Origin of the sequence: Actinomyces sp. MRS3W (assembly GCF_032465695.1) — a bacterium.
Lineage (GTDB): Bacteria > Actinomycetota > Actinomycetes > Actinomycetales > Actinomycetaceae > Actinomyces.
This window is the reverse complement of record NZ_JAWDJJ010000025.1, coordinates 1-15,637: the sequence shown is the minus strand read 5'-3', so window position 1 is coordinate 15,637 and position 15,637 is coordinate 1. Positions and strand designations below refer to the sequence as shown.

At 67.9% G+C, this 15,637-nt stretch carries 12 protein-coding genes; 4 read left to right on the top strand and 8 right to left on the bottom strand.

Annotated elements, in window-relative coordinates; all coding sequences use genetic code 11:
- The 4 genes from alaS to RWX45_RS00655 all read right to left on the bottom strand — a co-directional run.
- A partial coding sequence (gene alaS / locus RWX45_RS00670; RefSeq protein WP_316021869.1) for an alanine--tRNA ligase occupies nucleotides 1-2,505 on the bottom strand: 2,505 nt, incomplete at its 3' end.
- A gap of 162 nt (nucleotides 2,506-2,667) precedes the next feature.
- Nucleotides 2,668-3,291, bottom strand: coding sequence for a 30S ribosomal protein S4 (gene rpsD, locus RWX45_RS00665; protein WP_316021868.1), 624 nt, complete (start codon nucleotides 3,289-3,291; stop codon nucleotides 2,668-2,670).
- A 155-nt stretch (nucleotides 3,292-3,446) separates the two neighbouring features.
- Nucleotides 3,447-4,232, bottom strand: coding sequence for a sulfite exporter TauE/SafE family protein (locus RWX45_RS00660; protein WP_316021867.1), 786 nt, complete (start codon nucleotides 4,230-4,232; stop codon nucleotides 3,447-3,449).
- A gap of 9 nt (nucleotides 4,233-4,241) precedes the next feature.
- Nucleotides 4,242-5,633 (bottom strand): replication-associated recombination protein A, encoded by a 1,392-nt coding sequence (locus RWX45_RS00655; RefSeq protein ID WP_316021866.1) that lies wholly within the window; start codon nucleotides 5,631-5,633, stop codon nucleotides 4,242-4,244.
- Between the two features lie 80 nt (nucleotides 5,634-5,713).
- On the opposite strand from RWX45_RS00655, the gene RWX45_RS00650 reads away from it, so the two are divergent.
- On the top strand, nucleotides 5,714-8,020 hold the full coding sequence (locus RWX45_RS00650) for an MMPL family transporter (protein WP_316021865.1): 2,307 nt from the start codon (nucleotides 5,714-5,716) through the stop codon (nucleotides 8,018-8,020).
- A gap of 562 nt (nucleotides 8,021-8,582) precedes the next feature.
- Here RWX45_RS00650 and RWX45_RS00645 read toward each other — a convergent pair.
- The gene (locus tag RWX45_RS00645; RefSeq protein WP_316021864.1) at nucleotides 8,583-9,200 is read right to left on the bottom strand and encodes an L-threonylcarbamoyladenylate synthase; all 618 of its coding nucleotides are present in this window, start codon (nucleotides 9,198-9,200) and stop codon (nucleotides 8,583-8,585) included.
- Between the two features lie 53 nt (nucleotides 9,201-9,253).
- Between RWX45_RS00645 and RWX45_RS00640 the strand changes: the two genes are divergently transcribed.
- Nucleotides 9,254-10,315 (top strand): DUF4232 domain-containing protein, encoded by a 1,062-nt coding sequence (locus RWX45_RS00640; protein ID WP_316021863.1) that lies wholly within the window; start codon nucleotides 9,254-9,256, stop codon nucleotides 10,313-10,315.
- Between the two features lie 16 nt (nucleotides 10,316-10,331).
- Here the strand turns inward: RWX45_RS00640 and RWX45_RS00635 are convergent, their stop codons facing one another.
- The 3 genes from RWX45_RS00635 to RWX45_RS00625 form a co-directional block, all read right to left on the bottom strand.
- A complete protein-coding gene (locus RWX45_RS00635; protein ID WP_316021862.1) occupies nucleotides 10,332-11,270 on the bottom strand; it encodes a helix-turn-helix domain-containing protein in 939 nt (312 codons plus the stop codon).
- A gap of 88 nt (nucleotides 11,271-11,358) precedes the next feature.
- Nucleotides 11,359-12,393, bottom strand: coding sequence for an NAD(P)-dependent alcohol dehydrogenase (locus RWX45_RS00630; protein WP_316021861.1), 1,035 nt, complete (start codon nucleotides 12,391-12,393; stop codon nucleotides 11,359-11,361).
- 94 nt (nucleotides 12,394-12,487) lie between these two features.
- On the bottom strand, nucleotides 12,488-13,771 hold the full coding sequence (locus RWX45_RS00625; RefSeq protein WP_316021860.1) for an MFS transporter: 1,284 nt from the start codon (nucleotides 13,769-13,771) through the stop codon (nucleotides 12,488-12,490).
- A gap of 362 nt (nucleotides 13,772-14,133) precedes the next feature.
- Between RWX45_RS00625 and RWX45_RS00620 the strand changes: the two genes are divergently transcribed.
- Together RWX45_RS00620 and RWX45_RS00615 are read left to right on the top strand one after the other, a co-directional pair.
- Nucleotides 14,134-15,021, top strand: a complete 888-nt coding sequence (locus RWX45_RS00620; RefSeq protein WP_316021859.1) for a DUF4232 domain-containing protein — start codon at nucleotides 14,134-14,136, stop codon at nucleotides 15,019-15,021.
- Between the two features lie 77 nt (nucleotides 15,022-15,098).
- Nucleotides 15,099-15,637: ABC transporter ATP-binding protein (locus RWX45_RS00615; protein ID WP_316021858.1), on the top strand; the 539-nt coding region annotated here is incomplete at its 3' end.

Below are 15,637 nucleotides of genomic sequence, written 5' to 3'. Positions count from 1 at the left end.
GGCCACGACGACCGCCTCGGCCTCCGGCAGACGCCCGCGTACGTCCAGCGCGAGAGCGCGCAGGGCGTCGGCGGAGCCGACCGGGCCCAGCGAGGCGGTGGCCAGCAGGTAGTCGCCGGTGCGGGCCGCCGCTTCGGCGATGTGGGCGGCGCGGGCAGTCAGGGCAGCTTGCTCGGCTGCAGCGAGCTTCTTCTCCGCGTCCTTAAGCCGGGTCATGAGGCTTTCCACGCGTTCGGGCAGCTCCTCCGGGCGTCCCCCCACGAGGGTGGACAGCTGGGAGACAAGGGCATGCTCCTTGCGCTGGAAGCCGTAGGCGGCGTCGGCGACTAAGGCGTCCAAGCGGCGTACACCGGATCCGATGGAGCCCTCCCCCAGCAGGGCGACGCGACCGATGTGCCCGGTGGAGGGCACGTGGGTGCCGCCGCACAGCTCCCGGTCGAAGCCGTCGCCGATGGTGACCACGCGCACCTGCCGGCCGTACTTCTCCCCGAACAGAGCGATGGCGCCCGAGGCGCGGGCCTCCTCCAGCCCCATTACCTCGGTGGTCACCGGCAGGTTCTCGGCGACCTTGTCATTGACCAGGGCCTCGATGTCGTCCATCTGGCCGCCGGTCAGCGCCGAGCCGTGCCGGAAGTCGAAGCGCAGCCGGGCGGGCGAGTTCTCGCTGCCGGCCTGGGTGGCGTCGGCGGACACGACATTGCGCAGCCCCGCGTAGACCATGTGGGTGCCGGTGTGGGCGCGGGCGATGGCCAGGCGCCGCCCCGCGTCGATCTCCGCGTAGGCGCGCTCGCCGACCGCGGCCGACCCCTCGGTGAGGGTGCCGCGGTGCACGGACAGTCCGCGGATGGGGGCCTGCACGTCGTGCACCTCGATCACGCCGCCGTCGGCCAGACGAATGACGCCGTGGTCGGCCAGCTGCCCGCCCATCTCGGCGTAGAACGGGGTGCGGTCCAAAATGACCTCCACCTGGGCGGGCGCGGTGGCGACCGGAGTGGGGGCGCCGTCGACCAGCAGACCGGTGACCGTGGCCTCGGCGGCCGACTCGGTGTAGCCGAGGAACTCCGAGCCTGCGCCCATCTGCTTCTCAATGTCCTGGAAGACGCGCACGTCGGTGTGGCCGGCCTTCTTGGCGCGCGCGTCGGCGCGGGCGCGCTCCTTCTGCTCCTCCATGAGGGTGCGGAAGGTGGCCTCGTCCACGTCCACCCCCTGCTCGGCGGCCATCTCCAGGGTCAGGTCGATGGGGAAGCCGTAGGTGTCGTGCAGCTCGAAGGCGGCCTTGCCGGGAACCACCGGGCGGACCCCCCGCGCCTCGGCGGCGGCCGCCTGCCTGGCGGCGGTGACGGCGGTGTCCAGGATGGTGGTGCCGGCGGCCAGGGTGCGGCGGAAGGCGTCCTCCTCGGCGTAGGCGACCTCGGAGATCACGCCCCAGCCGGTCTCGAGCTCCGGGTAGGAGGCCTTCATGGCGTCCTTGGAGGCGGTCAGCAGGGTCGGCAGGGTGGCGTCGCTCACTCCCAGTAGCCGCATGGAGCGCACGGCGCGGCGGATCAGCCGGCGCAGCACGTAGCCGCGGCCGTCGTTGCCGGGGCGCACGCCGTCGCCGATGAGCATCAGGGCGGAGCGGACGTGGTCGGCCACCACCCGCAGGCGCACGTCATCCAGGTAGGCGTCCCCGGCCTGAGGGCCGGCGGCGCCGCGGCCGTAGGTCTTGCCGCTCATGGCCTCGGCGGCGGCGATGACGGGGTAAACCTCGTCGATCTCGTACATGTTGGGCTTGTCCTGCATGATGAACGCCAGGCGCTCCAGGCCCAGCCCGGTGTCGACGGCGGTCTGGTCGAGCTTGCCGACCAGCTCGAAGTCGTGGCCCTCGCCCTCGCCGCGGATGAACTCGTCGAAGACCAGGTTCCAGATCTCCAGGAAGCGGTCTCCGGCAGCATCGGCGATCGGTCCGCCGTCGGGCCCGTAGGCGGGGCCGCGGTCATAGTGGATCTCACAGCAGGCGCCGGCGGGGCCGGGCTGTCCGGTGGACCAGGAGATCTCTTCAAAGGGCAGCAGCTGCACGCGCTCGGCGGGAACACCGATGACCTTGGTCCAGTGGTGGAGGGAGACCTCGTCCTCCTCCCAGATGGTCATCCACAGCCGGTCGCCGTCCAGGCCGTACTTGCCCTCCTCGCGGCTGCCGGTCAGCAGGTCCCAGGCGTAGTCGATGGCGCCTTCTTTGAAATAGTCGCCGAAGGAGAAGTTGCCGTTCATCTGGAAGAACGTGCCGTGCCGGGTCGTGCGTCCGACATTGTCAATGTCATTGGTGCGAATGCACTTCTGCACCGAGGCGGCCCGCGGCCAGGGGGCCTTCTCGGTCCCCAGGATGTAGGGGATGAAAGGCACCATGCCGGCCACGGTGAACAGAATGGACGGCTCCGGGGAGATGAGGGACACCGAGGGACGGATCTCGTGATCGTTGGCGGCGAAGTAGTCGAGCCAGCGGGAGCGGATCTCGGAGGTGCGCATGAAGGTGCCTCATCCTGTTCGTGTCGGATCGGGTGCGCGGACGGCACGCCGGTGGGGTAAGAGAACCGGGGTGAGACTACCCCGGAACGCTGGGACGCCCCGAACCGATATGCGGTCCGGGGCGCCCCGACGTCGTGGGCGGAAATCGAGACGACGGGTTGGTCAGCGCGAGTAGTACTCGACGACCATCTGCACGTCGCAGGTGACCGGAACCTCGTCGCGCTTGGGGCGGCGCACCAGCTGCGCCTGCAGCTTCTCCAGCTCGACGTTGAGGTAGTCGGGGACCGGGGGCAGCACGTCGCGGTGAGCGCCCGCGGCCGCTACCTGGAAGGGCACCATGACCTGGGAGCGGGGACGGACCTGGATGGTCTGGCCGGGCTTGACCCGGAAGGAGGGACGGTCAACGACCTGTCCGTCAACCATGATGTGCCGGTGGACGACGTCCTGGCGGGCCTGCGCGATGGTGCGGGCGAAGCCGGCGCGCAGGACGAGCGCGTCCAGGCGCATCTCCAGCAGCTCGACGAGGGACTCACCGGTCCGCCCCTTCTCGCGGCGGGCCTCCTCGAAGACCCGCTGCAGCTGGGCCTCGCGAATACCGTACTGGGCGCGCAGACGCTGCTTCTCCTTGAGCCGAACGGCGTAGTCGGACTCGGTGCGGCGCCGGGCACGGCCGTGCTCGCCGGGTCCGTAGGGCCGCTTCTCGAAGTAACGGACGGCCTTGGGGGTCAGCGGAATGCCGAGGGCGCGGGACAGCCGCACCTGACGGCGGGAACGCGAAGAACTCATAAGTAATGATCTTCCTGTCGGATTGGTTCGCACGCCGCAGGCCGGTGCCCGCGGCGCGGGGTCAGCCAGGACGGCCAGGACCCCAGGAGTGCCTGCACACATTAGCGCGGGGCGCTACCCGATGCACGCCTGCGGCGCCGGGTGTGACCCGCTCCTCATCGCGCCGGCCGACGGCGGGAGCGCAGCAGCGTCGAGATGACGACGTAGACGAGGAAGAGGTTGAACAGGAGCGTACCGGTGCGGGGACTGACCATTCCGGCGACGACGCTGCCCAGCGGCGAGGCAGCCGCCGACGCCACTCCGACGACGAGCCCGATCCGCAGGTCAGCGACACCGTGCCGAAGATTGGTGACGGTGCCGGATACGGCGGTGGGCAGCATGACCACCAGCGAGGTGCCGCGGGCCAGCAGATCACCGATGCCGACGGCGAGCTGTGTGCCCGGGACAATGACCGCACCGCCACCGACACCCACCAGCCCGGAGAGCACTCCCGCTACCAGGCCGACGCCGATGAGCGCCATGCCGCTGGCAGGAGTGAGGGTGAGCCCGGCGTCCCGCACCGGCACCATGATCTGCTGGGAGATGATGACGAAGATCACGAAGACCACGAAGATCCACGGCAGGATGCGGGCCGGCAACGTGCGCAGCAGCCGCACCCCGATCTGGGCGCCCACCAGCGAGCCGCCGATGAGGAAGAGCGCGGCCACGAGTGAGACCTGTCCCTGCACGCCGTAGGAGATGGCCCCGACGATCGAGGTGGGCACAATGGCGACGAGCGAGGTGGCGGCGGCGTGGCGCTGGTCCATCCCGAGCAGGCTGATGAGTGCGGGAACGATGACGAGCCCGCCACCAACCCCGAACAAGCCCGCGAGGAATCCGGCCCCGAGTCCCGTGAGAACGATCAGTGGCCAGCGGGTAGGGCTGGCAGGTGCTTGGCTCACCCGCCGACCTTATCCCCGCTCATCTCCGCGACCGTGCGTGATCCGCCTGATGGCCACCAGCCGCCGCGCCAGCTGCTCCTCAAAGCCGTTACCGGTTGGCCGGTAGTACTCGGCGTCGGCCAGGTCCTCGGGCAGATAGCGTTGCGCGACGACTCCATGGGGGAAGTCATGCGGATAGAGGTAGCCCACGCCGTGACCGAGCCGGTCGGCACCCGCATAGTGGGCGTCGCGCAGATGCGCGGGCACCTGGCCGCCCCGGCCCGAGCGCACGTCCGCCATGGCCTGCCCGATGCCGGTGGTCACCGCATTGGACTTCGGGGCCGTGGCCACGGCGAGTGCCGCCTGGGCCAACACCAGTTGAGCCTCTGGCATACCGATGAGGGCGACTGCCTGCTGGGCCGCCACCGCGGTGGACAGCACCGTGGGATCGGCCAGGCCGACGTCCTCGGCGGCGTGAATGGTGATGCGCCGGGCGATGTAGCGGGGGTCCTCCCCCGCGGCGATCATGCGCGCCAGGTAGTGGAGGGTGGCGTCCGGGTCGGAACCGCGCATGGACTTGATGAAGGCACTGATGACGTCGTAGTGCTGGTCGCCCTGGCGGTCGTAGCGGACGGCGGCCACGTCCGCGGCCCGTTCAACGTCGGCCAGGGTGACCACCGGCGGCTCCTCGTCGCGGGGGACGGCGGCGAGCACGGCGCCCGCGGCCGCCTCCAGAATGGTCAGCGACTTGCGCGCGTCCGAGCCGGCCATGCGCACGATCTGCTCACGGGCGTCGTCGGCCAGACGGACGGCGCCGTCCAGGCCACGGGGGTCGGTGACGGCCCGGTCAATGAGGCTGCGCACGCCGTCGCCGGTGAGCGGATGCAGGGTGAGCAGCAGGGAGCGGGACAGGAGTGGGGACACCACCGAGAAACTGGGGTTCTCGGTGGTGGCGGCCATGAGGGTCACCCACCGGTTCTCCACGCTGGGCAGCAGGGCGTCCTGTTGGGAGCGGGAGAAGCGGTGGACCTCGTCGATGAACAGGACGGTTTCCTCCCCGGCGGCCAGTCGCCGACGGGCGTCGGACACGACCTGACGGACGTCTTTGACCCCGGCCGTCACGGCGGACAGCTCGACGAAGCGGCGCCCACTCCCCCGGGCCACGAGATAGGCGAGCGTGGTTTTGCCGGTGCCGGGCGGCCCCCACAGGATGACACTGGCCACTCCCGCGCCGGTGGTGGCGTCGGGGGCGGGCTCGACCAGTCGACGCAGCGGAGAGCCGGGCGCGAGCAGGTGGTCCTGCCCCACAACCTCCTCCAGTGTGCGTGGCCGCATGCGCACGGCGAGTGGCGAGTGCGAGTCGACGGGCAGGCCGACGTCGTCGGTGCCTGCGCTCTCAAACAGGTCGGTGCCCTGATCCATGTATACGATTCAACACCCGATCTGCTTCCCACCCGAGCGCCGGAGCGCCGCGGGCCGGGAGGTCTGCCACACTAGGCCCCATGCTTTCCTGGCTCTCCCGCCGCGTCGTCAAGGACGCGTGGATTATCGTCGGCACGTGGGCGGCCGTGGCCCTGGTGCTTCTGGTCGTATCCGTCAGCGGGCTGGGAGGCGACAATCTTTTCGACCGGGCGAAGGCGGGCACAACCGCAATTAGCGGCACCGAGAGCGCCGAGGGCGAGCAGATTCTGGCCACCCTGTCCGGGGATGCGCAAACCGTGACGCTGCTGGTCACCGACATCGACATCTCCGCCACAGCGACCCAGCAGGCCGTCGCCGGGGCCCTGGAGGACGCGCACACCGAGCTGCGCGCACTGGTTGGCGAGCAGAACGTCATCGACCCGTTCGTCGTCCCCGGAATGCTGGAAGAGCCGGCCGCACAAATGCTCGCCTCCACCGACCTGGACGGCTTCCTCATCATCGTCACCGTTGACCCCAACGGAACCGAGGTCGCCGACCCGGACGACGACGATTACGCCGCCGAGGTCGCGCAGATCGTTGAACGGGTGGAGGCACGGCTGGCGCAAGTGCCCGACGAACTGCACGGCGTAGCCGCCTCTGCCCGCGGCATTGTCTCTGACGACGCACTCATGGTCGCCGCGGTCAACGACCAGGTCCGCGACGACCTGGTCAAGGGCGAAATCATCTCGCTGCCGCTGGCGCTGCTGGTCATGGTGCTGGTATTCGGGGGCTTTCTCGCCGCCGGCATGCCACTTGCCGGGGCGCTGGTGTCGATCTGTGGGACTTTGGGGGTGCTCTACGCCCTCAGTTTCACCCTGGACCTGCAGTCCTTCGTCATCAATATTGTCACCGTCATCAGCCTCGGACTGTCGATTGACTACGGTCTGCTCATCACCTCCCGTTACCGGGAGGAATTGGCGCGGCGCTGGGATGCGGAGGTCACGGACACCGGCGGGCGCAGGCGTCGTCGTCGCAGCGGGCGCCGGGATCCGCTCATCACCGACTGCACCACCGCGACCCTGGCCACGGCGGGACGCACCGTATTGTTTTCGGCGCTGACGGTGGCGGCCTGCATGCTCGGCATGGTGCTACTGGGCAACCCGATCCTGCGGTCCATCGGCATTGCCTGCCTGGCCTCGTGCCTCATTGCGGTAACCGCGGCGCTCACGCTGGTGCCGGCGATGCTGGTTCTGTTGGGGCGGCGCATGCTGCGTCCCCCGCTGCTGCAGCGCATTCCGCTAGTCGGCTGGCTGCAGCGGCACATGGGTGACGTGACCAGCGAAACTGGGGTCTTCACCTGGATTGCCCGGCAGGTGCAGCGCATGGCCTGGGTGGTGCTCGTGGCCGGTGTGGTGCTGCTGGTCATTTTGGCCTCGCCTGCGCGCAACCTGCATCTGCTCTCCTCCACTACCGAGCTGCTGCCGTCCGATTCCGACCAGCGCACCTATCTCACAGTACTGGACGAGAGCTATTCCGCTGTCACCCAACAGGACGCCACGCTCGTCATTGCCTCCACCGGGGATCGGGTCACCGGGTTCATCAACGACGAAGTGGCCGCCGTGGACGGCGTGAAGAAGGTACTACGCGTAGCGACGGCTGGTGACTACACGGTCGTCTACCTTGACCTGGCCGACGCCCCATACTCCCGCGCCGCCGAGGACACCGTCGCCTCCATCCGTTCGCTGGCCGCCCCCGCCGACATGTGGACGACCGGCCAGGCTGCTACTCAGCTCGACTTCCGCAACTCCCTCATCGCGGACCTGCCCTGGGTTGGCGGGTTCATTGTGCTGGCGACCTTCGTGTTGCTGTTCCTCATGACCGGCTCCCTGCTGGTCCCCCTCAAAGCCCTGATCATCAATGTGCTCTCACTGGCGGCGTCGCTCGGGGTGCTCGCCTGGGTCTTCCAAGAAGGACACCTGACCGGCCTACTCGGCTTCACGCCCGTCGGCGGAGTGGAGGCCTACGTGGTGGTGACCGCGGTCGGTGTCGGCTTCGGCCTGGCCATGGATTATGAGGTCTTCCTGCTGGGGCGCATCAAGGAGTACTGGGACAGCGGCGCCGACAACGACACCGCCGTCGCCAAGGGCCTGCAGCGCTCGGGCCGCATCGTGACCTCGGCCGCGCTCATTATGGTGACCGTGTTCCTGGGATTCGTCAGCGGTGAGCTGCTCATCGTCAAGGAGATCGGACTGGCACTGGCGATCGTGGTGGCCCTGGACGCGACGCTGGTGCGGATGCTGCTGGTACCGGCGACCATGACGCTGCTGGGCCGCTGGAACTGGTGGGCTCCTGCCCCGCTGAAAAGGATCTACGAGCGCTACGGGATGAACCAGGTGATTAAATCCTAGGGGCATGCGGTTGTCCTGCGGCGGTTCAGGTTGGCGCGAAGGCGCCGGAGAGCTGTCGGCGGCGTGCCGGGGCAAGCGTGGTCGGCGCTCCTCTTCTCACCGAAACCGGCACTTATAACGCACCGAAACCGGCACTAATGACGCACCGAAACCGGTCGATGTGGTTGTAGCAGCCAGTGCACGTCGGCGCTGAAGGAGCGGGATCGGGTTCGGGTCGTCCTGCGCGGCTCAGCCCCAGCCAGAACACTGGCGACCGGGATGCCGGCGGCCGGGGCCTGCCGTCTCGGGGTCGAGCACGACCCTTTGCGCCCGAAACCCCCGCACGCAACCGAGGTCTCGGGTCACAAGGGTCGCACTCAAGCTCCACCTGCTAGAACACACCCGACCAGCACTCCCGACGCAGACACCGTCGATACCCCGGGGCACCACGGACGCTGAACCACGGCAGCCCCTGCCTCGTCATATCGACCGGTTTGGGCACGTCATTAGTGCCGGTTTGGGCGTGTTATTAGTGCCGGTCTCGGTGAACGGAGGGCTGTGAGAACGGGACCGGTCGGGTCGCTCACAGGAGGCTGATGTCCCCCGCGCCCTCGCGCGCCACCTCGGGAACGTCGTCGGTTAAGTCAATGACCGTGGTCGGCTCGGTCGAGGTCACCGGCCCTTCAATGACAACGTCGATGAGGTGACCAAGATCCTCCTCGATCTCCCAGCCGTTGGATTCCGGCGTCGTCTGGTCCGGGCGGATGAGCGTGGAGGACAGGATGGGGGCACCGAACTCCCTGACCAGCGCCTGGGTGATGGCGTGATCCGGGATGCGTACACCCAGGGTGTGCTTCTTGGGGTTGAGGGTCATCCGCGGCACCTCCTTGGTGCCCTTGAGGATGAAGGTCCACGGCCCCGGAGTCAGGCGCTTGATGAGGCGGAAGGCGTTGTTGCCGACGATCGCCAGCGGGCCTGCCTGGGAGAAGTCGGCGCATACGAAGGTGAAATTGTGCTTGGAGTCCAACTGGCGGATGGTGCGGATGCGCTCGAGGCCCTCTTTGTTGCCGGGGGCACAGGCGAGCGCGTAGCCGGAGTCCGTGGGATAGGCGATGAGCTCACCGTCCCGGAGTCTGTCGACGATCTTGGTGACCAGTCGTGTCTGAGGGTTTACGGGGTGCAGCTCAATGTAGCGGGACATGGGCACATTGTTCCACCGATCACGCCCAGTTGTCCTGTGCCACACTGCGGTATATGACCTCGTCTCCCGCATCCGCGCCACACCGCTGGTGGTGGCGCGCGCTGACGTGGCCATGGCGGCACTGGCTGGCGATCCTCGCGCACCTGACGGGCATCACCGCCACCATCTTGTGCCCGGTCATCTTCTTGATACTGAACATCAGGCAGCGAGCCTTCGCCGCCGATCCTGACCGCCCGGACGATACGTGCGCCTACCTGCTGGACAAGCCGCCAAGGTCCGTGCGCTTCCACGAATCGTGGTTGTCCAGTTGCTGTCAGATTCTGGATCTCGACGGCGGTGTGCTGGCCAATGTGCCACTGAGCCCGTCCTGGTGGCCCTGGGCGGCTCGGGGAGTCGTTGCCATGGGATTAGTGGCCATCATCATGTCGATCAAAGCCCTGGGACTACAAGATGGACCCCGCCGCCCACTCGCCCGTCGCCTGGTGATTGGGGCGATGGCCATGGTGCTGGTCATGCCCTGCGCTGCCGCCTTCGTCATCGACCGCGTGAACTCCCCCGATCCCGTGGCCCTCGCCCAGGCCCGGAAAACGTCCCTTCCCGGCACGCTGCCGGGCGACGTCGTCGCCATACCGACCATCTCGCCCAACCCGTGCGCGCCCGAGAACTTGACCTATTGGCACCTGTGGGACGACGCCGCTTTGGGCGGGCACCGCATCGCCACGATTGCGGTGGAAAACACCTCAACGGCTCCCTGCACCGTCTCTGGCTGGCCAGATGTGGTCGTGCGGGACGAGGACGGCGCGGTCCTCTCCGTACCAGTCATCCGGATCGCTGATAGGGACGATCCCATAACCAGCGATCAAGACAGCGGCCAGGATGCTGCAACAGCTGCACCGGTTGTCGAGCTGGGGTCAGGTGCACGCGCGACGGCGACCGTGCAGTGGTCCGAGGACCCGCGCGAACGTACCGGGATCTCTCTGTCCATCAATACGGAGGCCGGCGAGCAGCCGGTGACCGATGACCCGGATCCCGATGACCGCTACGTGCCCGAACCTGACAAACTGACAATCCCGGAGGGGTACGCCATCCGAGTCACGCCCTGGAAACATGAGTGATCGGACACCTCCGCGACTAACCAGGGCCACGCCGGTAGGCGCTCGGTGTGGTTCCAGTCTCCGTGCGGAAGCGCCGGTTGAAGTTGGCCAGGTTGGTGTACCCGCTCAGCGCGGACACCCGTGCCACCGGCAGGTCCGTGGTCCGCAGCAGGTGGCAGGCGCGGGCGATGCGGCGGCGTCGTACTAGGGCGGAAAAGGTGATGCCAGCAGTGGTGTGGAAGAAGCGGGAGAAGGCCGACGGGCTGAGCGCCACCAGGGCCGCGGCCCGAGTCATGGAGATCTTGCCGGCAAGGTTGTCCTCAACGTAGCTCAGGACCGTGTTGATTCGCTGGGCGGTCTCGTCGTCGAGGCTCGGCACATATCCCTCGGAGGTCACGGTGTGCCACTCGGAGTCGGGGGCAGCCAGGAAGATCTCCACCAGCTCCAGCAGAGTGATGAGGCGCCCCAGAACGCTGCCTTCACCCATCCGCACCAAGGTCGCGGCCGCCTGCTCCGCGCTCGCACCGGTGAGGATGATGCCCCGCCGCGACCGGTCCACCAGCACCTGCACCGCAGTCAGCTCGGGCAAGTAGGCGGCAGCGTCCAAGAGCCGGTCGGGCAGTACCTGACACAGCACGTCGCGATCGGGCAGGAACTCCCCCGGCGCGAGGTCCGACAACCAGTTGTGCGGCACGTGGGGGCCCATGAGAGAGACCTGGCCGGCACGGAAATCGATGGTACGGTCCCCGGCAAGCATCTGCCCTGATCCGGAGCGAATGAGGTGGAACTCGATTTCAGGGTGGTGGTGCCAGCGCGCCAGCGGGTCGGGATACCCGTGCGTCCACCAGCGCACGGTTGAGCCGACGTCGGGAACAATGACTTCCAGATCGCCGAAATCCGCTTCGGAACGTATCAACGCGTCCGCCTCACTGTGGTGGGAGACGGTGGTTGGCTGGTGCCGGGCCGGGGAGGACACGCTCCTATTGTGCGCGTGCCTCTCCCCGGCCCGGCAGCGTTGGGAGCAACTGTGCTGCGGTCCCGTCACCGCTGTCTCCCCATCCCGCTCAATCCACGGTGATCTGGATCTTGACGTCGCCGGGGCGTCCTTCGGCCACCCGGTCGAAGGCCTCCTTCGCACGATCCATGTTGAAGGTCTCGGTGATGAAAGGCTTGAGATCAATCTTGCCCGCAGCCACCAGGTCGATGGCGCGCTGGTAGACGTTGGCGTACCGGAAAACTGTCTCAATGCGGGTCTCCCGGGCCTGCACCTCGGTGACGTCCACCGCCACCGGATCCACCGGGATGCCCACGAGCACCGTGCGGTTACCGGGGGCACCGAGCTTCCACAGGTCGGCGTAGGCCGACGGGTGGCCGGAGGCCTCGAAGACGACATCGGCGCCCCACCCACCGGTGCGCTCCATGACGACGTCGAGGAGACGCTGCTCACGCAGGTCCACGGTGACGACGCCGGGGATCTGGGCGGCGATCTCGAGCTTGACCGGGGAAACGTCGGAGACGATCGCCGTCGAGGCGCCGCCGGCGAGCGCGGCGGCAGCAGTGAGCATGCCAACCGTCCCGCAGCCGGAGACGACGGCCACGTCACCGGGATGGATGGCGGCCTTGGTGGCCGCGTGCATACCGACCGCCAGGGGCTCCAGGAGGGCTCCCTCCCCGAAAGTGACGGCGTCGGGGAGGTGGTAGGTGAAGGCCGCAGGATGGATGACCTCCTCCACCAGGCAGCCGTCCACCGGCGGGGTGGCCCAGAAGGAGACCGCCGGGTCCACGTTGTACATGCCCATGCGGGAGGCCCGCGAGCTGAGGTCGGGAACGCCGGGCTCCATGGCGACGCGGTCGCCGACGGCGAAGCCCGTCACGCCCTCCCCGACCTCCAAGACGGTGCCGGAGGCCTCGTGTCCGAGGATCATCGGCGCCTCGACTACGTAACGTCCAATGCGGCCATGCGTGTAATAGTGGACGTCGGAGCCGCAGATGCCGACGGTATGCGGGGCGATGCGCAGCTGACCGGGACCGCAGGCAAGGTCACCGGGGACCTGCCGGACGTTGATCTCGTGCTGCTTCTCGAGGACGACTGCCTTCATGTTTCCTTCTCCTTGAGTGGTGATGGTGTGTTGATGGACGGTTGGTTGACGGTTGATGCTGTGGATTGAGCGTGATGGGTGCGGTCGGGCTGATTCAGGCGGCCGTCTCCGCCACGGAGCTGACGGCGGCTGTCTGCAGGCGTCGACCGTTGCGGTCGAAGCCGGGCTGGTCGGGGTGGATGAAGACCGTGATGAGGGAGCCCAGCAGGTACAGGGCGGTGTAGGTCCAGCACACGCCGACGACGCCGACGTGAGGCAGGAGCAGGGTGACCAGGCCGGGGCCGACGAAGGTGGTCAGGCCGGAGGCGAGGTTGTTGGCGGAGATGGCGGCGCCGCGGTGGTCGGGTGCCAGCGCCGGGAACACGGCGGCCATGGGGACGAAAGCGGTGACCCCCATGCCCAGCAGTACGGCGGCGGCCCCGAGGGCGATCATGTTGCCACCGAGGAACTGGGGCACGTAGTAGAAGCCGAGGGTGGCGGCCGCGCAGAACCAGCAGCCGTACCAGCGCATCTGCCGCATCCAGCCGTAGCGGTCGCCAATCCAGCCCCAGAAGAGGTTGCCGAAGACGGTGACGGCGAACTGGATGCCCCAGATTGTCATCCACTGCGGCATAGTGAACCATGCGTCCCCGTAGTTGGCGTCGGTGAGGTACAGGGGCATGATGACGGGGAAGCCGTAGAGACTGAGGTTGCAGATGACGCGGACGATCGCGGTCAGGGCCACCTCGCGGTTGGTGCCCAGGATGGTCACGCCGACCGACAGCTGACGCAGCGTGTCCTTCACGTCGCCGCGGACCGGCTGCGGCTCACCGCGCCCGACGAACAGCAGGCACAGGAGGCCACCGCTGACCGTCCAGGCCAGGGAAAACCAGAGCGTGCCCGATTCACCGATGATGTTGATCGTGCGGGCGGGAATCCAGGAACCGAGGCAACCGACGCCGATGGAGTAGGCGGTCCAGAACCAGCCCATGGCCGAAGCACGATTCGCCGGATTGACCTTCTGGGTGATGTAGACAACGAAGGAGTAGATGAACAGCGGGTAGGCCAGGCCCCGGGCGGCGTAGACCACGAGGATGAGGGGGTAGATCCGCGAGGGGATCGCCACCCCGATGAACAACAGGTGCAGGCTGATCCACATGCCGGCTCCGATGAGCATGATGCGTCGCACCCCGAAGGTTTCCGCCAGCACGCCCGAGGCCCAGCCGGCAAGAGCCGCCATGAGACCGTAGGCGGTGATGACCGTGGAGGCCTGGGTAGCGGCGAATCCCAGGGAGACGAGGTACTTGGACAGGAAGGTGAGTTCGAAGCCGTCGCCGGTCATGAAGACGGCGATGGCGATGAGCCCGGGAATCAGGATCTTCGGGGGTGCGAGGCGCATGGGTTCACTCCGTCGTGTCGGTGCCGCGGCTCATTCCGCGGTGATGGAAACAGCCTCGCGTCTGCGGACGCGGGAGTCTTCCGGCGCTCGTGCCGCGCACCGATACTTTTTTGCCCAGCCCCGAGGCGGGAGCGCCCCGACCCGCCCGGTAGCATCGGGCGCAGCCGCTGGAGGGGGTGCGCATCTTGTCCGTCTCAGAACCAAACTCGGCTACGCCGCGCGACACAGCCAGCGCCCGGCGGCCGTGGTGGTGGCGGGTACTCACCTGGCCGTGGCGGCACGGGCTGCAAATCCTGGCGCATCTGGTTGGGATCACGGCCACGCTGCTGACACCGATAGCTTTCCTGTGGGCAGGTCTGAGCATGCCGACCACCGCCTTCGACCCCGACGACGCCGATCACCGATGCGCCGACCTCCTGGAGCAGCCGGTGATAGCTGTTAAGGCCCACGAATCGTGGTTCTTCTCATCCTGCGACATCCTCACGTCCGAGGGTGACCTCCTGGCGCGGGTGCCCATGAGTCCAGGCTGGTGGCCCTGGGCTGCCGGGGCACTCGTCTTCCTGTGTGCGTGTGCGGTGATATTGACGCTGGTGGCTCTCGGCCTGCGGCACAGCGGGCGCCGGCCGCTTGCCCGCGTACTGGTGGTGCTGGCGCTGGTCATCGTGCTCGCCACCCCACGCGGCCTGTCCTTGTTACACGAATACGCCGAGTCGCCCGACGCCACCGCCCTGGCCCAGGCCCGGCAGATGACCATCCCCGAGCTCGCCGGAAATAGTGCCGTCGTGCCCATCTCCACCTCGGTGGACGAGTGCGACCCCGCGGAGCTGAGCTACTGGCACGTGTGGAACTTTGCCGCGCTGGGCGGACACGTCACCGCTGCGATCGCCGTACAGAACGACTCCAAGACTGCTTGTCTGGTATCCGGCTGGCCCGACGTTGTCGTCCTCGATGAGCAGGACCAGGTCCTTGAGGTCTCCGTGCTGCACGTGGACGATCAGAAAGCGACCTCACCGAGTCATCAGGAACCGCCCGCGGTAGAGATCGGTCCGCGCGTACGGGCGGTCGCCACCCTGCGATGGGATAACGACCAGACGCGCCCCACCGGTACTCATCTGGAAGTGACAACTCCGCTCGGCCGCCAAGCAGTCACGAAGGACCCTGATCCCAGGTATGAGGAATGGGGTACCGCCCAGGATCTGACGATCCCCGAGGGCCGCCTCGTCCTGGTCTCCGCCTGGGAACATGAGTAAGTCTCGCCGTGCTGGCGCCCATCCGCCCCGCATCCCGATAGCATCGGGCACAACCACTAAGGTCGAGGAGGACCACGATGCCCTGGACACGCGCACCCGCCACGGGTGGGCAGTCGTTGGTCGCCGCCCACGACCTGAGCGTCGGCTATGGCGATCACGCGGTGTGCGCCCCGGCGAGTTTCAGCCTCCGCCCCGGTCAGGTCCTCGCGCTCGTCGGCGTCAATGGCGCAGGCAAGTCCACCTTGCTGCGCACCTGTCTGGGCTTGCTTCCGTCCGTCGACGGCGAGGTCACGCTGCTGGGGCGCGTCCCCGACCCGCGTTCGGCCCGGCAGCGTCGGGCTGTGGCCCGCGACCTCGGCGAGGAATCCTTCTTCCCAGCTCTCACGGTAGCCGAGCATCTGGCGCTGGTGTGCTACGGCCACGGTGTCGAGGACTCACAAGAGACGGTGGATGCGCTGTTGGAGGAGTTCGACCTCGCCGAAGCCGCTCACATCCTGCCCGATGAGCTCTCCTCCGGGCAGCGACGCCGATTGGCGCTGGCGGCAGTGCTGGCCAGGCCGCGTCGGCTCCTGGTCCTCGACGAACCCGAGCAGCGGCTCGACCATGTCACCCGCCG